General features: G+C 65.4%; 22 protein-coding genes, 1 tRNA gene and 1 pseudogene. 9 read left to right on the plus strand and 15 right to left on the minus strand.

Features of this window, described 5'->3' with window-relative positions; translation table 11 throughout:
- Positions 1 to 32 precede the first annotated feature (32 nt).
- Both ACIGEP_RS13340 and sigK read right to left on the minus strand, forming a co-directional pair.
- Complete coding sequence (locus ACIGEP_RS13340; protein WP_396662121.1) at positions 33 to 857, minus strand: anti-sigma factor domain-containing protein; 825 nt, start codon at positions 855 to 857, stop codon at positions 33 to 35.
- Positions 854 to 1441 (minus strand): ECF RNA polymerase sigma factor SigK, encoded by a 588-nt coding sequence (gene sigK, locus ACIGEP_RS13345; RefSeq protein ID WP_396662122.1) that lies wholly within the window; start codon positions 1439 to 1441, stop codon positions 854 to 856. Before sigK ends, ACIGEP_RS13340 begins: the two co-directional genes overlap by 4 nt.
- Before the next feature lie 217 nt (positions 1442 to 1658).
- Here sigK and ACIGEP_RS13350 point away from each other — a divergent pair, with 217 nt between their 5' ends.
- The 3 genes from ACIGEP_RS13350 to ACIGEP_RS13360 all read left to right on the plus strand — a co-directional run bounded on the left by ACIGEP_RS13350 (position 1659) and on the right by ACIGEP_RS13360 (position 2740).
- A complete protein-coding gene (locus ACIGEP_RS13350; protein WP_396662123.1) occupies positions 1659 to 2336 on the plus strand; it encodes a fasciclin domain-containing protein in 678 nt (225 codons plus the stop codon).
- A gap of 115 nt (positions 2337 to 2451) precedes the next feature.
- On the plus strand, positions 2452 to 2628 hold the full coding sequence (locus ACIGEP_RS13355; protein ID WP_396662124.1) for a hypothetical protein: 177 nt from the start codon (positions 2452 to 2454) through the stop codon (positions 2626 to 2628).
- A 39-nt stretch (positions 2629 to 2667) separates the two neighbouring features.
- Positions 2668 to 2740, plus strand: a tRNA-Lys gene (locus ACIGEP_RS13360).
- Between the two features lie 174 nt (positions 2741 to 2914).
- Here ACIGEP_RS13360 and ACIGEP_RS13365 read toward each other — a convergent pair.
- Both ACIGEP_RS13365 and ACIGEP_RS13370 read right to left on the minus strand, forming a co-directional pair.
- Positions 2915 to 4147, minus strand: a complete 1233-nt coding sequence (locus ACIGEP_RS13365) for a tyrosine-type recombinase/integrase (protein WP_396662125.1) — start codon at positions 4145 to 4147, stop codon at positions 2915 to 2917.
- 107 nt (positions 4148 to 4254) lie between these two features.
- A complete protein-coding gene (locus ACIGEP_RS13370) occupies positions 4255 to 4497 on the minus strand; it encodes a hypothetical protein (RefSeq protein WP_396662126.1) in 243 nt (80 codons plus the stop codon).
- 390 nt (positions 4498 to 4887) lie between these two features.
- On the opposite strand from ACIGEP_RS13370, the gene ACIGEP_RS13375 reads away from it, so the two are divergent.
- On the plus strand, positions 4888 to 5823 hold the full coding sequence (locus tag ACIGEP_RS13375) for a DUF4238 domain-containing protein (RefSeq protein ID WP_396662127.1): 936 nt from the start codon (positions 4888 to 4890) through the stop codon (positions 5821 to 5823).
- Positions 5820 to 7286, plus strand: a complete 1467-nt coding sequence (locus tag ACIGEP_RS13380; RefSeq protein WP_396662128.1) for a nuclease-related domain-containing protein — start codon at positions 5820 to 5822, stop codon at positions 7284 to 7286. The genes ACIGEP_RS13375 and ACIGEP_RS13380 overlap by 4 nt, the downstream gene beginning before the upstream one ends.
- A 276-nt stretch (positions 7287 to 7562) precedes the next feature.
- On the opposite strand, the gene ACIGEP_RS13385 is transcribed toward ACIGEP_RS13380, so the two are convergent.
- Entirely contained in the window at positions 7563 to 8168 is a 606-nt protein-coding gene (locus ACIGEP_RS13385; RefSeq protein ID WP_396662129.1) for a hypothetical protein, read from the minus strand.
- Between the two features lie 238 nt (positions 8169 to 8406).
- Here ACIGEP_RS13385 and ACIGEP_RS13390 point away from each other — a divergent pair, with 238 nt between their 5' ends.
- The 3 genes and pseudogenes from ACIGEP_RS13390 (at position 8407) to ACIGEP_RS13400 (ending at position 10207) form a co-directional block, all read left to right on the plus strand.
- The gene (locus tag ACIGEP_RS13390; RefSeq protein ID WP_396662130.1) at positions 8407 to 9096 is read left to right on the plus strand and encodes a hypothetical protein; all 690 of its coding nucleotides are present in this window, start codon (positions 8407 to 8409) and stop codon (positions 9094 to 9096) included.
- A pseudogene (locus ACIGEP_RS13395) lies at positions 9089 to 9313 on the plus strand (helix-turn-helix domain-containing protein); the annotation flags it as partial. The gene ACIGEP_RS13390 and the pseudogene ACIGEP_RS13395, both read left to right, overlap by 8 nt.
- An 84-nt stretch (positions 9314 to 9397) precedes the next feature.
- Positions 9398 to 10207, plus strand: coding sequence for an ImmA/IrrE family metallo-endopeptidase (locus tag ACIGEP_RS13400; protein WP_396662606.1), 810 nt, complete (start codon positions 9398 to 9400; stop codon positions 10205 to 10207).
- 300 nt (positions 10208 to 10507) lie between these two features.
- Here the strand turns inward: ACIGEP_RS13400 and ACIGEP_RS13405 are convergent, their stop codons facing one another.
- The 3 genes from ACIGEP_RS13405 to ACIGEP_RS13415 form a co-directional block, all read right to left on the minus strand.
- Positions 10508 to 12238, minus strand: a complete 1731-nt coding sequence (locus ACIGEP_RS13405) for a UvrD-helicase domain-containing protein (protein ID WP_396662131.1) — start codon at positions 12236 to 12238, stop codon at positions 10508 to 10510.
- Positions 12219 to 13994, minus strand: a complete 1776-nt coding sequence (locus tag ACIGEP_RS13410) for an ATP-dependent nuclease (RefSeq protein WP_396662132.1) — start codon at positions 13992 to 13994, stop codon at positions 12219 to 12221. Before ACIGEP_RS13410 ends, ACIGEP_RS13405 begins: the two co-directional genes overlap by 20 nt.
- A 534-nt stretch (positions 13995 to 14528) precedes the next feature.
- Entirely contained in the window at positions 14529 to 15023 is a 495-nt protein-coding gene (locus ACIGEP_RS13415) for a hypothetical protein (RefSeq protein ID WP_396662607.1), read from the minus strand.
- Positions 15024 to 15259: 236 nt separating this feature from the next.
- Here ACIGEP_RS13415 and ACIGEP_RS13420 point away from each other — a divergent pair, with 236 nt between their 5' ends.
- A complete protein-coding gene (locus tag ACIGEP_RS13420; RefSeq protein ID WP_396662133.1) occupies positions 15260 to 15844 on the plus strand; it encodes a 1-acyl-sn-glycerol-3-phosphate acyltransferase in 585 nt (194 codons plus the stop codon).
- Between the two features lie 24 nt (positions 15845 to 15868).
- On the opposite strand, the gene ACIGEP_RS13425 is transcribed toward ACIGEP_RS13420, so the two are convergent.
- The 7 genes from ACIGEP_RS13425 to ACIGEP_RS13455 form a co-directional block, all read right to left on the minus strand.
- Entirely contained in the window at positions 15869 to 16267 is a 399-nt protein-coding gene (locus ACIGEP_RS13425; RefSeq protein ID WP_396662134.1) for a nuclear transport factor 2 family protein, read from the minus strand.
- 213 nt (positions 16268 to 16480) lie between these two features.
- Positions 16481 to 17263: a polyprenol monophosphomannose synthase gene (locus ACIGEP_RS13430; RefSeq protein WP_396662135.1), complete on the minus strand. Its 783-nt coding sequence runs from the start codon at positions 17261 to 17263 to the stop codon at positions 16481 to 16483.
- A gap of 44 nt (positions 17264 to 17307) precedes the next feature.
- Positions 17308 to 18909 carry a class F sortase gene (locus tag ACIGEP_RS13435; protein ID WP_396662136.1) on the minus strand — a complete coding sequence of 534 codons (1602 nt, stop codon included), beginning with the start codon at positions 18907 to 18909 and terminating at the stop codon, positions 17308 to 17310.
- Complete coding sequence (locus ACIGEP_RS13440) at positions 18906 to 19802, minus strand: DUF4397 domain-containing protein (protein ID WP_396662137.1); 897 nt, start codon at positions 19800 to 19802, stop codon at positions 18906 to 18908. Before ACIGEP_RS13440 ends, ACIGEP_RS13435 begins: the two co-directional genes overlap by 4 nt.
- A 50-nt stretch (positions 19803 to 19852) precedes the next feature.
- Entirely contained in the window at positions 19853 to 21877 is a 2025-nt protein-coding gene (locus ACIGEP_RS13445; RefSeq protein WP_396662138.1) for an ArnT family glycosyltransferase, read from the minus strand.
- Positions 21874 to 23373 (minus strand): glycosyltransferase, encoded by a 1500-nt coding sequence (locus ACIGEP_RS13450; protein WP_396662139.1) that lies wholly within the window; start codon positions 23371 to 23373, stop codon positions 21874 to 21876. The genes ACIGEP_RS13445 and ACIGEP_RS13450 overlap by 4 nt, the downstream gene beginning before the upstream one ends.
- Positions 23370 to 23969: a GtrA family protein gene (locus tag ACIGEP_RS13455; RefSeq protein ID WP_396662140.1), complete on the minus strand. Its 600-nt coding sequence runs from the start codon at positions 23967 to 23969 to the stop codon at positions 23370 to 23372. Before ACIGEP_RS13455 ends, ACIGEP_RS13450 begins: the two co-directional genes overlap by 4 nt.
- Between the last annotated feature and the right edge of the window lie 208 nt (positions 23970 to 24177).

A 24177-nucleotide genomic window follows, 5' to 3' on the forward strand; every position in this document is an offset into this window, starting at 1 on the left:
ACCCCGCACCGCAGCGCCGAGAGGCGCCCGGGTCAGGCCGTGGGGATGGTGATGATCGGGTCGGTGGTGGGCGAACCGTCGGGCGATCCGCCCTTCTGCTCGACCGTCACGGCGATCACGTCACCCGGCTCGAAGTCGCCCGACAGCAGTGCGGTGACCTCGTCGGACGGGTCGAACACACCGGCCGAGATCGGCTCGTCGCCGCGGACGAACCACAGCTCGAACGAGCGGTCCGCGGGGATCTCGGGGGCGTCGTCGGTGGTGAGGACGACCTTGTCGAGCTCGTCCGACCAGTGCAGCACGGCTTCGCCGCCGTCGGAGAATTGACCGGTGACGGTCTGCGCGTCGGGCGCGGACTCGATCTGCTCGAGCGCCTGCACCTCGAGGGGCGTGCGGGCACGCTCGACGAGCGAGCCGACGCCCCAGCCGACGCCGACCAGCAGGGCGGCGGAGGCGACGAGGGCGAACAGTCCACGGGTCCAGGTGCGTCGCTCCACGGTTTGGATCGCTTCGGTCGACGGTCCGGCGTGCACCGGCTCGCGGGGCTCGTCCTCAGAGACGCGCTCAGCAGCAGCGGCCGGCTCAGCAGCAACACCGACGGGCTCATCGGCAACTGCAGGCGCCGCGGCCTGCGGCATTCCGCTGATCTGCGCGAGCAGTCGCGCACGGATCTCTGCCGGCGGGGCTTCTTCGCCCGCACCTTCGGCGAGGAAACCGGCGACGTGCGCGTCGGCGTCGACGTGGTGTTGCCACTCGGGGTGGGCTGCCAGTGCGTCCTGATAGGCGCGCTCGTCTTCCGGGGACAGCGCGGCGAGCGCGTGTCCGGCCGAGAGTTCGGCGAAATCCTTCTCGTTCACAGTGTCACCCCCATCTCCTGTCGTAGGCGGTTCAGTCCGTCGCGCATGCGTGTCTTGATCGTTCCGAGCGGTGCTCCGATGAGCGTCGCAATCTCACTTTGGCTGTAGCCCCCGAAGTACGCGAGGGTCAGGGCCTCGCGTTGCGGGTCGGGCAGAGACCGCAGGGCGCGTACGACACGTCGTCCTTCGATCTTCATCTCAACCTGCTCGGCTATGCCTTCTTCTTGTGTGTACGCGTCACGGGCTCCGACGCGCATATCCCGGTCGACGCTCGATTGTGACGAGCGCACCCGGTCGACGGCCCGACGATGAGCCATCGTCAGGATCCAACTTCTTCCTTGCCCCTTGTTCGGAGCGAACCCAGAAGCGGATTGCCACACTTCGAGGAAGACCTCTTGCAGTACTTCTTCGCTCTGGGACGGGTCGACGAGCACGCGTCGGATCAGGCCGAACACGCGCGACGACAGCATGTCGTAGAGCTCTGCAAAGGCTGCTCTGTCGCCATCGGCGATACGGACGAGCAGGTCGCCGGCGTGATCCGCCGACTGCCCGTCCTCGGGGACGTCCACACCGTCGATAACCATTACTCCCCAGCATGCCACCCCGACGACGGAGAACCCGGATGCCGGGGCACGAAACCCCGGCCAGATGCGGGATCGAGAGCGTTTCGTGACCCTCGGCATCCGCTCGGTCGGCACGCGTCGAAAAAGAATCTCGGGAAATGTGCAATCCGTTTGCCTAGTGGTTCCGAAGACCAGACATCGCCGCCGCAGAGGGCGGTCCCAACACATGGAGGACAACATGTTCAGCACGAAGAAGAAGATGACCGCAGCACTCTCTCTGACGCTGGTCGGTGCGTTCGCTCTCGCCGGTTGCTCGTCGAGCACCGCTCCCGAGGGTGGCACCAGCAGTGAGGGCATGGAGTCGCAGGCTCCGATGGAGTCGCCCTCGCCCGAGATGACCGAGGACACGATGGACCCGGCCGCCAACCTGGTCGGCCCCGGCTGCGCGGACTACGCCGCTGCGGTTCCGGACGGCTCCGGCTCGGTCGCCGGCATGGCGCAGGACCCGGTGGCGACCGCGGCATCGAACAACCCGCTGCTCAAGACGCTCACCGCTGCCGTCAGCGGTGGACTGAACCCGGACGTCAACCTCGTCGACACGCTGAACGGTGACGAGTTCACCGTCTTCGCTCCGGTCGACGACGCGTTCGCCAAGATCCCCGCCGAGACGATCGAGGGTCTGAAGACGGACTCCGCGACGCTGACGTCGATCCTCACCTACCACGTCGTTCCCGGCCAGATTGCGCCCGACGAGATCGTCGGCACGCACGCGACCGTCCAGGGCGCTGACCTCGAGGTCACCGGCTCGGGCGACGAGCTCATGGTCAACGGTGACGCCACGGTGATCTGCGGTGGCGTTCAGACCGCCAACGCGACCGTTTACCTCATCGACACGGTGCTGATGCCCCCGATGTGATCACGGTCTTCTTGACCGGCGGCGTCGTCGAAGCTCTGCGGGCTTCGGCGGCGCCGCCTCCTTTTTCCCTCTTAAGGGGGATGCCACCGGTCGGCGCCTTTCATAGCGTCGAGGTATGGCGAACAAGAACATGAACGGGATGTCGTTCGGCCTCTGGGTCGCGTTCGGGATGCTCGGCGGAATGGTGGTCGGCCTGCTCTTCCTCGACAACATCGGACTCGGTGTCGGCTTCGGCCTGTCGTTCGGGATCATGCTCGGCATCATCTTCGGCAGCACGAAGAGCACCGAGTGACGGATGCCGCGCCGCTCCCCCATTAGGCTGGGACGCTGAGGGCCTCTAGCTCAGTCGGTAGAGCATCGGACTTTTAATCCGCGGGTCGTGGGTTCGAGCCCCACGGGGCCCACCTCTGAAACAGTGTCAAAACCCTTGATTTTCCGGGGAAGTTGGCATGCTGGATCCGCTAGTCACCGCCTCGTGGCAACGGAATGGCAACACTTCTGACGTCCGATTGTGGGCGCTCGCGGGCTCGACGAACCGCACCGCGGCCGTGGCAACGGACTGTGAATGCGCGTCAAAGCTAGTTGGTCGTCGGATCGCTGGTCGACGACGGCCGTCGACTCCGCGTTCGTACGCCGCTCTCCAACGACGCGAGGACGTCTCCGACGCCCGACGAGTCCGCGGCTCGTGCCAGCGCGTCGGCCACGTTGTCGAGGTCGTCATCGAAGAGGTCGTCATCGAAGAGGTCGGCGTAGGTGTCGAGCGTCATCGCGGCCGACGCGTGGCCGAGCATCCGCTGAACCGCCTTCACATTGGCCCCGGCGCTGATCGCCAGCGATGCCGCTGTATGGCGCAGATCATGAGGTGTGACGCGCGGGAACGGATGCGGCGGACGTAGGCCGGCAGCGGTGGCGGCTTCGATGCGCTCCTGCGTCTCACCGAGGACTTCCATGACAGCGCTGTTGAACCATCCGGTGGTCGACTTGGCTCGTCGGATGAAGTGGTCGCCGTCGCCGAAGAGCAGCGCGTCTCTCGGTCGCGTGGCGACCAGGTGCTCGATGACCGGCGCGAGGAACACCGGGTACGGCACCGTCCGCTTCTCGTGCGTCTTCGGCGTGCCGACGATGACCTGGCTACCGACCTCGACTGCGTTCTCTTCGACTCTCACTCGGCGTCGCACAGTGTCGACGTGCTTTATTCGCAGTGCGGTGGCCTCACCCCATCGGAGGCCGGTGTACGCGAGGAAGACGACCAGGTCGGGATGCTTCGCGATCGCGGCAAGCTCAGCGACTTGCTCGTGGCTCAGATAGGCGCGCTCTTTGCCGACCTTTCGCGGCAGCTTGATGTCGCGAGCGACGTTGCGCGAGAGACGACGGTCTCGGACGGCGACCTCGAGTACGCCGGCGAGCAGCTCGTGACAACGCCGGACCGTTGTCGCGCTGTGGGTCTTCGCGAGCGACGCGACCCAGGCCTGCACTTCCGAGTGACGGATCGAGCCGATCTGCCGGTCGCCCCACTTCGGTTCGACGTGGATCTTCCACGCGGACTCGATCGTGCGCAGCGTGGAGGGTTTGAGGTCGCCGGCGCGCGATTCCAGCCACGCGGCGCCGACCATCCTTGCGGTGATGCGAGCCTCGGACGGATCGACGTAGTCGCCCCGGTGCTTCGCGAGCTCGAGCTCGGCAAGCCGAAGCTCCGCGGCACGTTTCGTGCGGAAGCCGCGTTCCTGTGTCTGGGTGTGATCTGGTCGGCGATAGATGATGCGGTACTGCCGTCCGCCGGATGCCGTCTCGTAAGCGTGGATGCTGCCCATGGCGATCCTCCTAAGGCTGGTTGGGTCGGACGCTACGTGCAGTTCACCGATTCCGCATGAGGTTGGCGTGGTTTGTGGATAACTTCAGGCCAGTCCCCGAAGAACGGCTACAGCGCTGACCGCTTCATCAGCGCCTGTCGGCTGAGTCGCGTCCTGGCGCTGAGCATGTTCCAGCTCTGCCCCGCTGTGCGGAGTCCGTCGACCAGCGCGTCCCGTTCCTGAAGGAGCTTCTGCTCCTCTCGGTGGAGCCGTTCGATCTCGCGCGAGACCTGGCTCAGCCTCTCGAGTGCACCCCGCTCAGTGCCGGCCTTCTTCATGACGCGAGCCGTTCGTCGGGCGCGCTCGTCCACCGCAGCTTGCTCTGCTTCCTTTTGCGCGAGTTCTCGGACCCGGTGCTCCTCAGCGGCCGTCTTCCTCGCATTTCTGCGCCCTCGGACCATGTAACGAGGTTGACACTTCTGAGCAGCGCTCGCAATGGGGTGCGGCTTCTCACTGAAAAGTGCCTGCGTGCATTGCCTTCTACATCGCTTCTCGGCTCGCGAGAATGCCCGGAGGTAAGCAGCTCTTCCGCGCTCGGACATGGGACGGTCTGTGCGCACTTCCGAGAACGGGCCTTTGAGCACGAGTCCTCGGCGGCACCTTGCTGTGTCTGGCACGCAACTAGCCGCTCGCGTACCGACCGACTTTCACGGCTGGATCGCGATTTCAACCCGCGGAACCGAAGCGCCACACTTGGTCTCATGAGCCATCCAGACGGCGACAAGCATCACTTCGTTCCACGGAGCTACCTGCGCCGCTGGGCGGATGCGGGTGAAGTGTCCGTTGCGACGATTGCCACTGGCCGCCGCGCACGGGGAGGCGTCCGCGTCACCGCAATGAAGCGAGGCTTCTACGCAATCGATTCCTACAACACTGACCCGAACGCCGTCGAGAAGGCGTTCGGGTCAGTGGAAGACCCAGGCAAGCGGGTCATCGACAAGATCGTGGACGGTAGGAACGGCGACGTTTGGCCGTTGCCACTAGACGACCGAGTCGCGCTCGGCGCTTACGTCGCGCTTCAAGCGCTCCGGGGCCCCGAACAACGGCTGCTCATGCAGTCCTTGCAGGACGACATGGTCGAAAGTGAGACGCGATTCGTTGATGAGCACGGCGCAGCGAAGTGGTTCGCGAACCACGGCTTGCGTTTAACCGAGGAGCGCGCTCGCGGCGCGTGGGACTCAGGGGTCGGCGACGGAAAGCCTCTCGTGGTCATCGACGCGCTGTACCACGCGCAGCGGATTGCGAACGACTCCGATACCGTAATGAACCTCTTCCTCAGCCGCTACTGGACGCTAGTTCGCTTCGATACTCCGTCCCTCATCACCTCTGATGCGCCCGTGAGTCTGAACGACGCTCACGACGAGCGCGGCGCTTGGGGCTTTCAGAACGCCCCGAGCATTTCGTTGCCGCTGAATAGAACGACCGCGCTAGTTTTCGGTGCTGTTTACCCGTCACAGTCGGAGGGTGAAACAGAAGCGCTCCTCAATGGAGCGTTCGACCGCGAGGTCGAAGGAAGTGACATTTGGGCACAGCGACTTAACGCACGCACAGCCCACAACGCGGAACATGAGCTCTACTTCCATCCGGACGACGCCGCGCTGATTTCCTCCGAGCTGCGAACCCGGAATGACTCGTGACCACCCCCGTCATCGAGGGCTCGACTCGATACCAAGATCTGCGGGCTTTCTGCCGCCGTTACGACCGCGATGCCACACTCCATATGCTCAGCGTGGCGTCGAGGGCGTGGGACGGCCATCCCACGGATGAACGCGGGCGAGTAAAGCCCTTCCTTCCGTGGGACATCGCCGGAGTCGCGGCAACGCTCCTGCAGTGGGGCACGGCGGGAGGCGGCGCGCCAACACAAGACGAACTTCGACGGATGTGCTGGATGTTTCTCAATCTTGAACATCCAGGCATCGGCGAGCCAGGGGCAGGGATCGCAATGGTCCTGCGCCTCATCTACTCGCAAATGCCCTTCCAAGCACCCGACGCGAGGATGCAATGGGCGCGCGCTGTTGCCATCTTTCGTGACACAGAGTTTCAGGAGGGCTACGTTCCCGAGGTCATGACACCAGGCTGGCAAAAGGAGTTGCTCGGCTGCTCCGTGGAGCAGTGGGTGTCGATAGGTTTCGCTCTCCACGCCGCGCTGCGTCAGGGCCACTATCCGTTCGAGTGGACTCGCGAGCTTGCACCGATCCTCGACGCACTAGGAGGCTCGGACGACTTCGACCGCGTCGTCCGGCAAGGGTTCACCACGACGCTCGGCGACTACCGGGCACAGCGACGAACTCACGTCGAGCGCTTCGGCGGCACGGCTGCCCAGCAATTCCTCCGCGAGCCCTTTGCCTACAACCCACTGTTCAGCGCGCCCCTCATCGAGGGCGTTGCCGACCATTTTGTCGCGCCATGCTTTCCCGCAATCGAAGTGCGAGCTTCAGCGCTCGGAATCGTTCACGAAGGCACCAGCCAATGGGGCGAGGCCTTCCGGCGCGACTCTGGCCAGCTGTTCGAGCAGTACGTCGGAAGACAGCTCCGGCAAATTTCCGGTGCGACTGTCGTTCACGAACTCACATACGGCTCGCGGCGAAATCGAAAGAAGACGATCGACTGGTTCGTCATCCTCCCCGACGTTGTGCTGCTCATCGAATGCAAAGCGATGACCCCTGCTCGCAATCTCCAGGAAGGCTTCGGCACTGTCGAGCAGGTTCACGCACGTCTCGCGAAGCCTCTCGAGCAAGTCAACAACACGGTCCAGGCGCTCGCCGTGGGGCATGCCGAACTCGCTGACATCCCCACCGACCGACCGGTCGTGGCGCTTGTCGCAACCCTTGGCAACTTCGTGATGGCGAACGGACCGGAGGTACGCGAGTCCCTGCCGGTAACGACCGTGCCCTCCGCGTTCGTCGGCGTGGATTTCCTAGAGGCGCTCGTGACTACCGACGCAGTGGAGATGAGCCGGTATTTCGCCGCGGTGCATGCGCCGGATGATCGGCCAGGAGTTCTACCGGTGGAAGATATCAACCTGATTGGCGGAACGAACGCCCTTCTCAAGGCCGCCTTCGAGTCGCTGCCCATTTTGTCGCTCACGCCCCGCGAGTGACGCCGCCAATCCGCTGACGCCATGCCAGCCGTTTCGTTCACCGCCGAACGGACCCTCAACCCACGAGAACCTGACACGAGTGTTTGGAGTCGGGGACGGCGCCGGCCAAAGACGGCATCAGGGTCATGCCGGGTGAATGTCGGGTGCCCGCACCGCGTACGTGGCGACCAGCTGAGCATCGACATCGCGCCGCGTGAGCCGACCTGCTTGCGAGCTCAGGTCAGTCCGCGGCTGGCTCTACCGCCTGGCACCCTCTAGTCATTCATAGATCCGTGGTTAGATCCCGTCCGCAGCTCCAGCGGCCAGTCCAGGTTCAGTCGCCGCCTCCGGTTCGGGCGACTTCAGGCGCCGATCATTCAGGATGAACGGCTCCATCTTGTTACTCATAAGCATCCGGATCTTGCGCCTCTGGGGCCCCGTGATCCGATCCTTATAACGCATGTTGAACATCTTCAGCAGGAAGATTAGGTCCATCTCGCCGTCCTGCCCGTTGTATTGGTCTGGTGTGAACGCACCCTCTTCGTAGAGGTACTCAAGCACTGCGCGCGAGAAGAACTCCGATGTCATCTCGATCGTCGCGACCTTCTGCACGGCGATGCGCAACTTCAGGAGATCCGCGTAGAGGTTGACCTGGGCATCCAGGTCCTTGCTGCCGAACTTCTTCACGCACTCACTGCCGATCGGGTACATGACCTCGCCGTTGCGGCTATTCCTAATCGTGAATAGCTTCGCAAGCTCGGGCTGTCCACAGACGCAGAAGTTGTCCCGCGACGGGTCTTCCTCCAGTGCGACGACCTCCCATTCCGAGATCGCGGACGCTAGGTCCGTCGACACCGACACCGCCATGAGCTTGCTGGTCAGCACCTCGAAACTGTCTGCCACCATCTGATCCCCCTCTGTCCGGGTCGACAATATCGGGCGGAAGCGCAGGCGAGATTCACGGCCGATGTCCGCGGAGGAAGCTTCATTGAGTGCCACGGCAACGGGTGTTGATGCATGCGCGGCTACGGAGGCGACCCACACCTCCGTCCACTTGAAGTGCCAGTGCGCGAAAGCTGTGTCATACTAAAGTTGTTGCGCGCGTGGAGCGTCCGCGCCGTTGTTGATGAAGGAAGAACCTATGGCCCCCATTGGTCCCGCCGACGCTCTTGGTGATCACTGTGAGGTCGCCCGCGCTCTGACCATCGAAATCGTGCGCGCTCGTCATGAGCGCTCTGCAGAGGCCCACGAGCAGTCTGGCTCCAAGCATTTGCTCGGGTTCGGGAGCCAATGGCGGGATCTCTACGACGATACCCACGAGGCCTTCAAAGCGCGCGGTTACGCGAGCCACCGACTGACACCGGCGGGGTACCGGCTGCCTATCGTGAACGGATGCCTGTTGATCGTATGGCGCGTGCCAGCTCGTCCGAATGCGATCGACGAGTTCGCCTCGAGCAGAAGCAGAAGGAACGGGTTCTTCGCTCAGCTACCCCTGGAGATGTTCGGTGACAGCTTCCTTGAAGGTGGCGAGGGCGCTCGAGACGAGGTCGAGCAGGCGCACTTCGAGAAGCTCATAAGGGCTGCCCGCGCGATCATGCCGGTCGTGCTCGTGATGGTGAACTCAACCCCGCGCCAATTGTCCTCGATCGAGTGGGCGGTCGCCGAATACGACTCCAGCCACGACAAGGTTCGCCTGCAGGGCGCGGAGGTCATTTGGAAGCCCGAACTTGTCGACACTGGCGTCGCCGCAGACGTCGAGTCGTTCGACAGCGGTAGCCCGATCGCACCGTCACTGGCTCTCCAGACGCAGGATCGACCCGCCGATGCGTGAGGAGACACCGGCTCTGTTCGAACTACCTGCAGCGCGTGGAATCCACGGACAGTTTGAACCGGCGAGGCTAACGCAGGCTCGTGTGCGCGTCGGCATGAGCAAGTCGGAGCTTGCGAGTGCAGTACATGTCTCTCCTGCGGCCGTCGGCCAGTACGAGGCAGGGGTGAGCGCACCGCGCCCGGAGGTGCTGGAGAAGCTGGCGCGGACGCTTGACGTACGGACCGCATTCTTCAGCGCGGGCCGGCCCCTCGCTCGCATAGATTCCGTCAATGCTCACTTCCGAAGCGTGCGATCAGCGCGAGTGAGCGATCGGCAGAAGGCGCTAGCCATTTCCACCCTGCTGTGGGAACTGACATTCGCGCTTGAGCGGTACGTCCGGCTCCCCGAGACCGATCTGCCCACCATCGAACGCGGTACGTCACCGTCGGCTGCGGCATCAATCCTCCGCACCCACTGGCAGATCCCCGATGGTCCAGTCAAACACCTGGTGGCCACGGCCGAGTCGCACGGTGTCGTCGTCGCCACAAGGCCGGTTAGTGAAGTTGAGTCGGTGGACGCATTCGCAGTAACTATCGTCGAGCGTCCAATAGTGATCACGACCCCCCGACGCAGCGCCAATGTGTTCCGGCACCGATTCTCAATCGCTCACGAACTCGGACATCTACTCCTGCATGCGGAATCCCCTGAGCAGAGTGCGGCCATCGAGCGAGAGGCCGATCAGTTCGCTGCGGCGTTTCTCACGCCTGCAGTCGCAATGGAAGCAGCCCTCCCGCAACGGCTCGACCTGGCTGCGCTCGACCGCATCGGTAGAACCTGGGGCGTGTCCCCGCATTCGCTCGTCCGCAGGATGGTGGAGTTGCGTCGCGTCACCGAATCGTCAGCCAGGCGCGCGTTTCAGCGTCTTGCCATTTCGAATGATCTAGCAGCCGACCCCACCAACTCGTATCCGGGAGAGGTCCCCTCGCTCCTAAAGCGCGCAGCGGAACTTGCCGGTGACCACGGCGTTACCGTCCCTGCCCTCGCCGAAGCCCTGCGGCTTCCACCCGCGCTGGTGCGTGATCTCCTTGGAAACGAGGATTCACGTCCGGTGCTTCGCCTCGTGAACGGGTAACGGACGCAACGGACGCACGCGTGACGGCACGAAGCGCAGTTGCCGCCCTGCGCTCAGCGGATCGTTGGGAGCCCTGAGGGCGCTCCGCATTCGGAGACTTTCGAAGCGACGGCCCGCGCCCACGCCGATTCCCGGCCGGTTCCTGCCTTGGTGCGCAGAGATGCTCGAACTCTCAATCAGAATCGGGCTCGATAGTGAGCCCAGCCACAACGGCATGACGCCGAGGGCACCCAGATCCAAGCTGCGACGTTTGCGATCCGGACGCTTCTCTGCGCCTGTCTGCCGGCTGGCGTCCACGCACTAGGGATCAAGCAGTTTCGAGATCGCTCGCGCTGGTGTGATGATCGTCGCTCGCTTCTTCGCACGCGTCACGGCGACGTTGAGCGCGTAGCGAGCAGACTCGATATCCTTCTGGCTCGCGTTAGTCCGAAGTAGGGGCGTGTGCTGTTCTTCGTAGACGATGACCTCGTCGAACTCACGCCCCTTCGAACGGTGAATGGTCATCACAATCAGATCGCGGCTGCCGCGCTTGCTAGCCGTCAGTTGGAACTGAAGGACTGCTTCCCGCATGATTGCGCTCGCCCCCTCATACGACTGACGGGTCCGCCAAGTCTCACTCAGCGAGGTTTCGATATCCGAACCGCGCGTTACCAGGTTGAGCATGCGCGCTGCTCCGGCCAGCGGCGGAAGCTCGGTTGCCCCGGAAGAGGCGAGTGCGGTGAGCACAGTCAGGTAGTCGCCGTACACATGGCCAGTTCGCGCCGTGGTTATGGAAGCTTGGACGACTTCGCGCAGCGCCTTGACGATCTTGACGCTAACGGTGTTCCCAGCCCGCAGTTTGGCGGCGTACCCTTCCAGCCGAGCGGCAAGGTCGAGCGCAGTCTTGAGCAGCTTGGGCGACTTCGTGCGGAGATAGTGCGCAAAGGCTTCGCAAGCGACCGCATCGGAGTGGACGTCGTCCTCCCGAATCTCGAGCATCGACGCGACAAATATCAGCGCTGCATAACCCTCCTCCTTACCCGCGTGAATGTCGATTCGCAGTGGCGGCAGAGGGGGATTCTCCTGCGCCGCCCCGATGTAGTCGTACACGCGAGCCGACAAAGCGTTAGTTGGCGTAAGTATGGCCATGGTGCCGCCACCGGCAGCAGCGAGCCTCTTGAGCACCTTGAGTACGGTTGTCTTCAAGGTAAGCATCGGCGGGTACCCGCTAAGGACTACGTCCACCTCCTCGTACGACCCGCCGAGCTCGCCGCGAAGAACGTCACGTCCGAATCTCGTGATTGAGCTTCCCGGACTTCGCCAGTTCCACCTCGACAAGTCAATGCGAACTGGATCGTAGGCCGTGGTGAAATCCTCGAAGCGTGCATCGCTCGCGCCGTCGACGAAGTCGTAGATGCGTTGGTCCGGGTCCCCGAGGGCAATCAGTTGAGAGTGCTGTCCGAGGGTCTGCACGAGGGACCATTGGTCGTCTGTCGTGTCCTGGAACTCGTCGAGGATGATCAATGGGTAGGCCGAGGTGTATGCCCTCAGCAGTGAAGAGCTTCCCGCAAGAACTTCGTTCGCGTAGCCCGCAAAGTCGTCGAAACCAACGTGGCCGAAGGTCTCGAACTGTCGGCGGAACTCGGCTTTGAGGTCCGCGTTCGGCGCGAGCAGGTGGGAGCGAAATGAGTTCTGTTCTGCTTGGGTCATGATGCGTACCCCGCGCGGCGCACCGAGGAGATATCCATGGCTGCGCAGGATCGTCCAAGCGAAACTGTGATAGGTCCCGACCTCGAGGCGCGCTCGCTGGTCCGCGCCGAGATGGGTCGTCGCGTGATCGGAAACGCGGTCGATGGTTGCGTTGGCGAAACTGAGAAACAGGACTTTGCAGTGTCGTGTGCTGAGCCCCGCAGTGATCTCGAGTGCGGCTTTCCGTATCGCAACAGTCGTTTTGCCGCAGCCAGCGCTGCCGGTCACAACGGAGTGCCCTCTCGCACTCATGAGCGGCGAAACTGCCCGCTCGTACTCTTCATCAGCCTCGGTCGACGCCACCCGCGTGCGCTCCCGTTTCACTGGCCTGCTCTTCCGGGCCGACGTCCATCGCCACCTCGCTGGCGCTCTTCAAGCCCTCGAGGACGGTCGACATCGTTGCCGGAAAGTCCGACTCACCCAAGCCAGCCAGAAGGTCGGACGCGTAGCCATCGCCCTTCTTCCCTTTCAGTAGATTGCCGAGAGCCGCCGCATAAGCAGCGTCGGCGTCCTCCGGCTCGCTGATGTGCTGGGGCCACACTCCAGCGGCGATCAGACCTTCGATGTAGGAGCGCTGCGAGGCCGGCGGGACCTCGGCAACTATGAGATCCTCGAAACCTGCATAAGGCTGCTCGAAGGTAAGGTCGGAGTTCGCGCTGATGGCTGCGAACCGGCCGGCCGGCTGCTTGTCGAACACCGATGCAACTTGCTTGCCCAAGGAGCGGAAGAAGCCAGCCGCATCCGCAACATTGGTTTCCCCCTGGGCGTTGAAGATCGCCCACCCTCGGGTATCAAGACGAGCAAATCGTGTCGAATTGGACCGAGCAGCCACCTTGGCGAGAGTCGAGTACGACGCGGTTTCGGTTGCGCCTTCCGCAACGAGAACGCGACGTGCGAGCAGCGCCTCGCAGAATCGCGTCCGGATATCAGCGCGAAAGACCTTGGGCTTGAGGCTGTCCGGCAGTTCGACGCGGGAACTCCTCATTTCGCCGGTCGCGTGAACGCGCGAGACAACGGCCATCTGCTCTAGTTCGAACTCCTCGAGTACGTATGGTGAGTGCGTCGTGAAGATCGACTGACCGCCCAGTCCGACCACGAGATCGACTACGCGCTTTTGTGAAGTCGGAGGGACGGATATCTCCGGCTCTTCCATCGCGAATATGACTCGCCCGTTCCGCTTCTCAGCAACTAGAGTCAGCATCGCTATCACTAGCGAGTTGATCGTTCCTGAGCCTTGATGATTGAAGGGCGCTGCGTATCCAGGGGTTCCGGTCGCCATGAATGCTCGAAGGACTCGCCGCAGGTCCTCGCGCGTGAGTTCCGAGACACGTAGGTGAGGGGCATCCGCCCACTCGGCAGCAACGATGCGCTTCATCGCCTCGTCGATGCTCGTCAGGACGTTTCCGAACTCCGGGTTCTCGTCGCCAGCAACCGGCACCGTACGGAGCTTCGCAAGCAGGTTCTCCCACATTTGGACTTCGACCTCGAACGCCCTGAGCACGACGTCGAGGAGCGAGCCGCGCTCCATCGACATCGCGCGGGTGCCCGTGCGAAGCGTGCGCAGAAGCAAGAATCCGAACTCGCGCTTGTCGACGGACCTCGCCTCCTGCGTCGGTTCGCCTCCGTCATTCACTGGGCTGCAGAACCAGGTGCGCCCCTCAAAGTCATCCTCCTCGGCGTCGTACCGTCCGACGAAGCGAATACGGACACATGGAGATGCCTCGTCTTCGACTGTGGGGAGCGACTCGTAAATCGTCCCGCTTTGAGGATCTAGGTACTCAAGGTTGTTACGAAACCTGGACTGGAGCTCCTCGTCCAGATCTACTATTACGACCTCAACCGTGATCTGCTTCTCGAGGTACGCGCCGCCGTAGAAGTCGTGCTCGTCGATGACAGGCCGGCGAAACAGACGGTCCGCGCCAATAGCGAGTTCCACGGCTTCAAGAAGGGTCGACTTTCCGGAGTTGTTGTCACCCAGCAACACCGTGCTACCGGCCAGCGCGACATCCGCTTTCGATACACCCCGGAAGTTCTCGACCTTGATACGCGCTATGTGCATTGGAGGCTGTCCTCGGATCGCAGCGAGAGGTATTGGGCGCAACCCCCGTTGAGCCCCGGGTCATATCGTTGCAGACCTCGGCGCCCGCTTGCGGAAGACGCGCGCGAGCGCGTGGCGAGATCTCGATTCGGTTCGTCCCGTCTCGGTTCCGCTCGGATGTTCAGAACACGATCTGCACCCAGATCGCCGTGCAGCGCGCCTGCCGCAACGCGTCGTGGCGATAATCCCGGGGAACCTTGCCCGGTCGATGTCGCCGGACGTCTCCCGCCCTGGGGCGGGCGCCGATGCCCGGGAAGGCTCTCTCACCGGTCGCTGCCCGTTTAGGGATCCCTATCTGGCGGTCTCTCAGCTCCGCGAGCCGGCTCCTCCGAGGGTGCGGCGTGGCAACAGTATGGCAACACTCGTCCTGATTCTCGGCTCTCAGGCGGATTGAGCCGACGCTCTGAAGCCCGGAAAATCAGCGATCCTGATCGAGCATCACCCGGCTGATGACCTATCGGCCGAGTTCGAGCCCCACGGGGCCCACCTCTGCTGTCATCCGCCGGGGCGGAGGACAGCCCAGCCCGCATTCAATTCGTCCGCGAAAATCTTCAGTTGCACGGGGGTGTCCGCGTCGTAGGCGATCCCCTCGATCCGGCCGGGCGCGCCACAATCCTGGGTGACGGACGTCGGCCCCACGGGATTGGCCGGTTCTTCGCCTGGGGCGGGGGCCGGGGCCCATTCGAGCGTCACTCGCGCAGTCGACGGACTGCAATCGAAGTCGATCACGTACCGCTCACCGGCCTCCACCACACCCGAGACGGTCGCCTCTCCTTCGGAGATGCCGTTGGCCCCCTCGGCAACGAATGTGATCCGCGAGAGCTCGTCGCCAGCGACGGCGGGCACGGCATAATCGCCATCGACCGTCGCCGGAGGGCTGGAAACGGACGGGACGGGAGAAGGCGTCACGGCCGGCGGAGTCGTGGTCGGGTCATCGTCCAGATCGGTCGTGGAGACACACCCCGCGAGCAACATCGACCCGGCGATCATCACAGCGGCAGTCCACACTCGACGTCGGCTCATGGGGGCCACGTTACCTGCGAAGCGGGATCGGTTGAGGGCGCAGGGGCCCGCCTGCGCAAGAAAAAAGCCCCGACTGTTACCACACAACCGGGGCGAGACGAATGAGAAGTCCGCCTATCGGTATCAGGATACCTCGTGATCCTGAGAGCTGACCCGGCGCCCCCTCGGGTCCGGGGAGCACGCGGGAGCGTTACGGTTGCGGAATGCTCCGCCTCCTCGCCCGGGTCTATTGGACGTTCAGCAGATGGACGCTCACAACCGAGCCCGCGCCGACTCGCCCCACCGTCGTCCTGGGGGCGCCGCACACCTCCAACTGGGACTTCGTGCTCATGCTGGCGATCGCCTGGCGACTGAGGATGCGGTTCCGCTGGCTGGGCAAAGAAAGCCTCTTCCGCGGCTGGCGCGGTCCGCTGATGCGCTCGATCGGCGGCATCCCAGTCGACAGAGCGAACCCCGCCGGGGTGGTCGACGCCCTTGTCCGCCGCATCCGTGACGGCGAGGTCTTCGGCCTCGTGGTGACGCCCGAAGGCACGCGCGGCGGCGTCGGACACTGGAAGTCGGGCTTCTACCGCATCGCCCGAGAGGCCGGCCTTCCCGTCACGCTCGGGTACGTGGATCGCACCACCATGACCACCGGACTGGGGCCGACTCTCACACTCTCCGGCGACGTCGGCGCGGACATGGATGCCATCCGTGCGTTCTACTCCAACAAGTCGGGACTGCGCCCCGCGCGACGCGTCGAGCCTCGCTTGCGCGAAGAAGGCGATCCCCAGCCTCGCCGCCGCTGAACGGCGTTCGGCCCCGGCACGTCCTTAACCCTCTGTCCCCGTGGTGTCCGGTGTCACGAACCAATCGGTGAACGAGCTCGCCCGACCGTCATCCGCCAAACGAATGACCATGAGGTTGTCGTACTGCCGACTCTTCGTCGTCGAACTCGGGTAGCTGGTTCGACCGCGAATGATCGCGATGTCCCCGTCGACCGCGGTGAGCTCATACTCGAACGACCATGTGCCGGGGTCGTCCTTCTGCCCGAGCCAACCCGCGAGGATCCCATCGTGACCGATCCAGGGGGTCGTCGACGGGCCATCGCGATACTCCGCGTCCGGCGTGAACAGCGACCGGATGTCGTCAGGGTCGTTGGTCTGCCACGCGCGGACGTATCGGCCGATCCACTCGTTGGCGGCTGCCGCCGCTGTCTCGCGATCCCACATGGACTCAGGCTCGCTGACGGGTGCGGCGAGCGCAAGGTGCGCCGTGGCGCCACCGGTCGTCCCCGCCCTCATCTTTGGCCACGCTGCCACCGAACGGCGATGACCACGATCACCGTTGACGTCGCATCGCGATCCGAGGGTACGGCGTGACTGACAGCCATCGGCTCGGGCCTCTATCGACAGATTCCCACGTTCGCACCCGATCGGGACCGGTCACGACGGGGCGAGCCGCCGGGTGTTCGCACGCACGGACGGTAGACGACGGTGATGCAGCACCAATTCACGGAGTGCGCTCACACGACGGCGTATCCCCCACATCGTCACCATGACGAGCGACTCGCGAACGATGTTGCCGCTCATCTTGCTCACGCCGAGCTCCCGCTCCACGAAGGTGATGGGGACCTCGACGACGCGCAGCTCGCGTTCCAGCCCGCGCCACAGCAGGTCGAGCTGGAAGCAGTAGCCCTGCGATGCGACACCGTCCAATCCGATGCGATCGAGTGCGCTCGCGCGGTAGGCGCGATACCCGCCCGTAGCGTCGCGCACGTCGATCCCCAGCGCAAGCCGGGCATAGACGTTGCCGCCGATGCTGAGCACCTTGCGATGCAGCGGCCAGTTCACGACGCGGCCGCCCGGCACCCACCGGGAGCCGAGCACGATGTCAGCCGTCGCCAGCTGGTCAAGCATGATCGGCAACGACTCCGGCTGGTGCGAGCCATCAGCATCCATCTCGATCAGCACGTCGTAACCCCGCCGACGACCCCACGCGAAGCCTGCGAGATACGCACGCCCGAGGCCGTCTTTCGCCACGCGATGCAGGACGTGCACACGGCCGCTCGCGGTAGCAAGGCGATCGGCGATGTCGCCCGTGCCGTCCGGCGAGGCGTCGTCGACGATCAGAACGTCGGATCGGCCCACGGCGAGGACGCGCTCGACGATGCTTTCGATGTTCTCGGACTCGTTGTAGGTGGGGATGATGGTGAGCGCGCTGTTCATGTCGATGCCTTTCGTTGTCTGACGGATCGCCGGCTGTCGGCGGCTCAGGCCGCGACCGCGGTGACCACGACGTTGTCCTCGTACAGGCCCGTCTCGGAGCTGATCGGTCCCCCGCAGGTCACGAGCCGGAGCTCGGGAGTCGGAACCGGTGCGTAGATGGATGCGGTGGGGAAGTCGTGCTTCTTGACGTTCTGGATGCCGGTGACGACGAACTCCGCCGTCGTACCGTCGCTGCGCGAGACCGACACGGTGTCGCCCGGCTGCAGCTTTCCAAGGTCATGGAAGACGGCGGCTGCCCACGGTGAGTCGACGTGCGCGGCGATCACGGCTGGACCGATGTCTCCCGGCACCACACCGTCCTCGTACCAGCCGACATCGTTGTAGTCGGCGGGCGCCTCGATCCATCCGTCCGCCCCGCGGCCGAGGCCGATGAGGTCCGACTCCACACCGATGGCGGGAATCGAGACGTGCTCCGGGACGGCGGCCGACACCGCCTCCTCGGCCACCGGATCCTGCAGGGCTCCGGCACTCGAGGTCGACGCATCCGCTTCGGATGCGGCGAGCGGCGGGCAGCCGGCGAGGGCGTCGTCCGTGAGCATCGCCTCCGCGAGCGCCGTCCACGCGTCGCCGTAATAGGTGGGCGTCTCCGCTGCGGTCGCGGTCATCCGACGCAGATCGGCTTGCGCATCGCCGCCGCGCCCGTCCGCCCCGTACGCGGCGGCTCGCGCGGCATACGCCACAGGATGCTGGTCGCTGGTCACCGCCCCGGCGCCCGAGTCCAGCTCGGCGGGCAGAACCTCATCCTGGGGCAGCGCCGACGCGATGCGTGCAGCGATGGCCACGTCCTCCGGGTCGCACGACTCGGCGTAGCGGATCGACGCGCGAGCGGCGTCATACCCGTACTTCGGCTCCCCCTCGCCGTTCGCGGCGCCCGCGATCGCGACCGCACCGTCGGTCGCGACGGTGGCCCAGTTCGTCGGTAGGGCGTTCGCATCGAGCAGCGCTTCGGTCGCTGCTCGACTGCCCGCGGCGAGCTCGTCCCACCGAGCGTCGCCGGATGCCTCCGACAGCACCGCGAAGGCTGCCGGCGACGCGTACGAGGGGTTATAGGCATGCGGCGACGCCGTGGCCCACGGCCCGGGCAGCAAGATCCTGCCGAGTGCGGTGGATGCCGTCATCTCATCGAGGAGCGTCGCGCCGAGGTCCACACCGTCGGCGCGGAGATCGTCGCGGTCGAATGCGTCGCCCGCGAGGACGAGTGCACGTGCGGCGTCGAGGTCGGCATCCGATGCGGGCTGGTCATCGACCACGGCCCCGTCGTCCCACCGCCAGGCGAGCAGACCGTCCTCCCGTTGGAGGTTGGTGGTGGTCCAGTCCCAGATCTCGTCGAAGACCGGCTCGTCGCCGGCGACCACCGCCAGCAGCAGACCGTAGGCCTGCCCTTCGCTGACGGTGTCGCCACCCTGATCGGTACGCGCGACGCGTCCACCGTCGACGTACGTCTCGAGGAAGGCGTCGGCCGTCGTCGCGGCATTCTCCGTGGGGGATGCCGGCGCGTCCGCCTCAGGACCCGAACACGCCGTGACCGCGAGCGCGAGGACAGCCGCGGCCGACGTCACCACGAGCGCACGGGTGGCCCGTGTCATCCGGCTGTCCCGGCTGTGCGACGCCGACGCGCGAACATCGTCACGGCGGCCGCGCCGACGAGCAGCGCGCCGGCAGCGAGGAGGCCGACCGGTGCCTCCTCGTCACCGGCCGTGCCTCCTCCACCGGTCTCGATGCCGCCGACCGGCATGTCGGCGAGGGTTGCCGAATCGGTGACGGCCTTCGCCGTCAGCGCACCGGACGCGGTGTCGAGCACGAAGATCGTCGAGACCGAACCCGCGGGGAGATCGACGCCGGCGGACGAGACGCCATCGGCGCCCGCGAGGTCGAGGTCCCACTCGCCTGCGGTCACCGCCGCGTAATCGGTCGCGGACCCTGTCGGCACGTCACTCGCAATGGGTCGGCCTGCCGCCGTGTCGACACTCACGATCGGTTCGACGGTCGAAGCCTGGATGACGCGCACCCGGGCTTCGCCCGTCGCGGGTGCCGAGAGGTCGTCCTCGAAGACCACGGTGTCGAGCTCGGCGTTCCTGCCGTACGCGGCGACGGTGAGGGGGGCCCCGGCTGCCACGTCGACGGACTGCTGGACCACGGGCTCGGCGTCGTCGGCGGCATCCGACGGCACCATCGAGACGACGTACGTGCCTTCGGCGAGCGGAATGTAGTCGCTCACTGCGCCGTATGCGACGTCGTCGAGCTCGTACACGACGTCACCGCCGGCGAGCGCGGTCATCTGAACATCGACGGACTTCGTGTCGGGCGAGAGGTGTGCCACCCGAGCCCAGCCACCGGGCTCGGCGGTGGACGCGGATGCGGCGGGTGCGACCGCGACACCGAGGGCGAGCGGGACAACGGCTGCGACTGCGAGGGCAAGCCCTCTGGCGCCCCGCCGAGAGATGTGAGGTGCCGGGGAGGGGGAGGTGGTACGGATCATGGTCTTCCTTCCTTCGGGATGCGTCGGCGGATGTTCCGCCGGCGCCGGAATCACGCCGCCGGTCGCGGCAGGAGGTCGAGAGGTTCGACAGGCGAGAAGGTGATGACGACGCCGGCATCGCTGCGCTCTGCCGACAGCGGCGCAAGCGCCCCGCTGAGCGAGCGATAGAAGCGCAGCGCCGCATCCGACCCAGCGGCGTCACCGCGCGCGTCCTCGCCGGCGAAGGAGCTGATGACCAGCTGCCGGTGCACACCCGAGGGGTCGCCCTCGAGCTGCGTGATCTCTGCGACGTCGATCTGCCCGAGCGAGGACAACTGGGCGAGGGTCAGGAGGATCCGGCCGTCGACCACGCCAGAGGTCATCAGGTCGCGCGCCTCCGCCGGAACTCCGACGTCGGGGTTGCTCGACAGCTGCTGTCCTGCGAGGGACCGCGCTGCGTAGAGGCCGTCATCGCCCGCTTGCTCGATGCCGGACTGCTCGCTGTCGACGTAGCGGACCTCGACCATCTGGGCGCCCTCGCCGAACGTGGCGACGACGACGCTGTTGTCGATCGCCTGGCGGACGGTCGGGAACTCCGTCGGGAAGGTCCGCATCGAGTCGGTGGTGACCACGTAGTCGTAGTCGCGCCAGCCTTCGGGCGCGAGCGCCTGCACGTCGGAGTCCGTGTCCGCTTTGTAGTACCAGACGACGTTCTCGCGGGTGAATCCCCTCTCGACGAGGTCGACCCACATCGCGTCGTCGACGAGCATTCGGGCATCCGAGGCGGCGTTGTCCGCCATCCACTCCTCGGCGTCGCGCAGCGGCTGGTCGAGATCTGCCAGGAGGAATCCCCGCAACTGCGTGGCCCAGAGGGGACCTGCCGCGACCAGGGCTGCGACGGTGCCCGCCGCCAGGAACCCACCAGCGGCCCGCACAACGATCGGATGCCGGGAGCCGCGGCCTCGCAGCAGCTCAACGGCCACCTGTCCGACGCCGGCGACCACGATCGCGGCGAGCGGCAGCATGATGATGACATAAGGCACCGGCAGGTACCCGCCGCGGAACATGAACGCGGTGAGCGCGAGCAGGATGATCGCCCATGCCCGTAGTCGCGCTACGAACAGCGCAGCGATCGCGGCGACGAGGGCCGCCACGATGAGGATCGAGTCCAGCTGCCACCACATGCCGACGGTGCGCGACATGAGGCTGTCGGGATCGAAGAGCGAGCCGCTCCCCTCGCGGGACGCCAGCTGGAAAGTGAGTCCCTCGAAGAGGCTGACGCGTCCGGCGCCGGGCATGACCTCGCCCTTGACCAGGGCGAACGCCACGTAGGTGAGGCCGAACAGCGCCAGCACTGCGGCGGACACTGACAGCGTGTAGCGCCTGGTCGTCTTGTCCGCACCGCGCCACATGAACCACACGAGCAGCGGGAGGGCGAGGAGGTATGTCTCCTTCGTCAGGACAGCGACACCGAAGGCTGCGGCCGCGCCGATGTATCCGAGCAGCTGCTTGTGACGGCTCATGGCGAGGAGGATCGCCGCCAGCAGCCAGGCCGTCGCGATGTTGTCGAGGTACACCTGCCGGTGGAACTGCACCGCGAGCGGCGACAACAGGAAGACGGCGGCTGCAACCGACGCGGTCGGCCGGGCGAACCCGATGCGCCGCACGATGAGCCAGAGCAGGATCGCCGCGATCGCTGTCGCGACGATCATCGCCTCTCGAGCCGCGATGACGGCAACGTCGTACCGGTCCCACCCGCCGGTGAGCCCGACGTAACCGGCGATCTGGATCCACCCGAGCGGGGGGTGGTCGTACCAATAGGTGTAATGCGTCAGCTCACCGAGGTTGCCGATGGCCCACGCCTGCGCCGTGTAGGTCCCCTCGTCGTCGATCCGCTGGGGCGAGCCACCGAGGTTCACGACGTTGACGATGATGCCGACGACGAGTGCGGGCGTGAGCCAGGCGAGGTCGATGAGGCGTTCGCGCCAGACGGATGTCGCACGGATGCCGGCGCGCGGACTCCGTTCGGCTGTACCGGGCCGCGTCGGCGTCGCCGACGCGGCGTCGAGGCTCGTGCGGTCGAGTGTCGAGGTCACTTGCTCTCCTCCGATGCGGCGACGGCGATCAGTTCATCCGAGCCACGGTCCCTCGCCGCGCCATCGGCTGCAGGCGAGCCTCGGTGGGCACCGGTGTGCTCGGTCTTCTCCCAGCTCCCGTCACCACGCAGCTGCCGGACGACGGACCGAACAGCGGCCGCTGCCAGGAACACCTGGTAGGGCACGAGGCCGAGCACGAGCCGCGCATAGTCGCGCACGCGCACCTTCCGGCCGTACACCCGCCCGAACTCGGCGAGCCCAGCCGCCTCGACGACGAGCGTCACGACGGTCGGAATGAGCGGGAGGAAGGTGACGAGGGCGACGACGGTGGGGACCTTGACGAGGAGGATGAACACGATCGAGATCGGGATCAACAGGCCGGTGGCAGCCTGGATGAAGGGCATGTTCAGCAGGTACCGGGCGTACATCCGCTGGCGCAGGGTGGGGAGCTTCTTCCACTCGCCCTTTCCGAGCACCTGGAGGAAGCCTTGGTTCCAGCGCGTGCGCTGCTTGTAGAGCGAGGTGAGGGTCGGTGGCGTCTCCTCCCGCGTGACGTACTCGGGGTTGTAGGCGACGACCACCTTCGCGCCGTCGCTGGAGAGCCGCACGCCCAGTTCGCAGTCCTCGGCGAGACACTGATCGTCCCACCCGCGCGACCACTCGAGACGATCCCGCGTGACGAAGACGGTGTTGCCGCCGAGGGGGATGAACTTCGAGCGCGCGTGGAAGTGCAGCCTCGACCGGAACCAGAAGTAGTATTCCAGCACGTTGCGCAGCGACCACCAGGTCGTCTCGAAATTCATCAGCTGCACGCCGCCCTGCACGACGTCCGCGCCGGTCTCCTGAAATTTGGAGTCGACCACGGTCAACAGTCCGGGGTGCACCTCGTCCTCGGCGTCGAACACGCCGATGATGTCGCCCGTGGCGAACTGCAGCGCGCGGTTGAGCGCCTTCGGCTTGTTCTTCGGCACGCTGTCGTCGACGACCACCGTGATGAGGTCGGGATGCCGGGCGGCAGCCTCCCGCACCACGAGCTCCGTTCCGGGGTCGTCATGACCGACGATTGCGATGATCTCGAAGTCGGGGTGGTCCTGCTGCGCGAGGCGATCGAGGGTCTGCCCCATCACCTCCTCCTCGTGGCGACCGGGAACGAGGAGCGTGAACCGATGCCGTGACGAGCGAGGCGAGGCGCTGAACTGCGTCGCACGCAGGTCGTCGGCGGATCGCCAGGCATGCAGCATCCACCAGAGCGTCGTCACGGCGATCGCGGTGAGGACGAGCGCGAGGGCGATGATGCCGCTGTATCCGAACCATTCGCCCACGGACCAGTCCGGTATCACGCCCCCGGATGGAGCCGTCTGCTGCACCGGCATCGGAGATTCGGTCACCTCGGGCGCCTGCTGTCCGGGCGCGGGTGCGACCGGGGTCAACAGCGGTTCCGGGGTGGCCTGCGCGCGAAGGCGCAGCGGGGCGAATCCTGTGGACGTGGCAATCACGAGATGCCTCCGGTCGGTGCGGTTGAGGGCAAGTGGGCCGTGCGGGCAAGACGCAGCGTGCGCGTGCGGGGAGCGAAGACGAACCACCGGTACGCGGCGAATCGGAAGGCCGTGCCGAGCACGAGCCCAATGCCGTTGCCGGAGATGTTGTCGGCCAGCTGCGAGGTGAAACCGAAGACGTAGTGCGATACGAACAGGCACCCCGCGGCGATCAGGAGACCCACCACGTTCACGACGGCGAACAGCGTGGCCTCACGAAGTGGATGCGGCGAGCGCTCTCGCCGGAACGTGAGATAGCGATTGCCTAGCCACGCCACCGCGGTGGCGACCGAGACGCTCACCACCTTCGACCAGATGGGCGAATCGTCTAGGACGGTCGCCCGCACGAGGTTGTAGACCGCCAGGTCGACGATGAAAGCGAGACCACCGACGAGGCCGAACCCCGTCAGCTGGCCGAGCAGGCGTGAGCGCCACGAACGCCCGACGGGCGCGGCAGCGGGAATGATGGCATCCGAGGCAAGCGATGCAGGTGCGGGGGCCGCGGCGGCGGGGCTCCCGGTGATGATGTCGTGATCAGTTTCGATGTTTTTCCGCACGGTTGGTGATCCGGAGCGGTTCACTGCATGGTTTGGAAGAGTCAGGAGCCTCCCAGGGCAGCGAAACCTCCGGTTCACCTGGCTTCGCTCGTCACCTTCGCTCGGTCGACGTCGGCAATGACGTGTTCAGCGTGGAGCGACTGCCTGATCCGGACGAGCGCGCGCCGCGAAAGGGCCGGCGCCGAAGGCAAATGACACCTCCCCCGCA

This window comes from Microbacterium sp. NPDC077663, assembly GCF_044542795.1.
GTDB lineage: Bacteria > Actinomycetota > Actinomycetes > Actinomycetales > Microbacteriaceae > Microbacterium.

Coding starts and splice junctions, on each gene's coding strand:
- sigK (WP_396662122.1), bottom strand. CDS start 1,441: ATGGTTATCGACGGTGTGGACGTCCCCGAGGACGGGCAGTCGGCGGAT.
- ACIGEP_RS13350 (WP_396662123.1), top strand. CDS start 1,659: ATGTTCAGCACGAAGAAGAAGATGACCGCAGCACTCTCTCTGACGCTG.
- ACIGEP_RS13355 (WP_396662124.1), top strand. CDS start 2,452: ATGGCGAACAAGAACATGAACGGGATGTCGTTCGGCCTCTGGGTCGCG.
- ACIGEP_RS13365 (WP_396662125.1), bottom strand. CDS start 4,147: ATGGGCAGCATCCACGCTTACGAGACGGCATCCGGCGGACGGCAGTAC.
- ACIGEP_RS13375 (WP_396662127.1), top strand. CDS start 4,888: ATGAGCCATCCAGACGGCGACAAGCATCACTTCGTTCCACGGAGCTAC.
- ACIGEP_RS13390 (WP_396662130.1), top strand. CDS start 8,407: ATGGCCCCCATTGGTCCCGCCGACGCTCTTGGTGATCACTGTGAGGTC.
- ACIGEP_RS13410 (WP_396662132.1), bottom strand. CDS start 13,994: ATGCACATAGCGCGTATCAAGGTCGAGAACTTCCGGGGTGTATCGAAA.
- ACIGEP_RS13415 (WP_396662607.1), bottom strand. CDS start 15,023: ATGATCGCCGGGTCGATGTTGCTCGCGGGGTGTGTCTCCACGACCGAT.
- ACIGEP_RS13420 (WP_396662133.1), top strand. CDS start 15,260: ATGCTCCGCCTCCTCGCCCGGGTCTATTGGACGTTCAGCAGATGGACG.
- ACIGEP_RS13425 (WP_396662134.1), bottom strand. CDS start 16,267: ATGTGGGATCGCGAGACAGCGGCGGCAGCCGCCAACGAGTGGATCGGC.
- ACIGEP_RS13430 (WP_396662135.1), bottom strand. CDS start 17,263: ATGAACAGCGCGCTCACCATCATCCCCACCTACAACGAGTCCGAGAAC.
- ACIGEP_RS13435 (WP_396662136.1), bottom strand. CDS start 18,909: ATGACACGGGCCACCCGTGCGCTCGTGGTGACGTCGGCCGCGGCTGTC.
- ACIGEP_RS13440 (WP_396662137.1), bottom strand. CDS start 19,802: ATGATCCGTACCACCTCCCCCTCCCCGGCACCTCACATCTCTCGGCGG.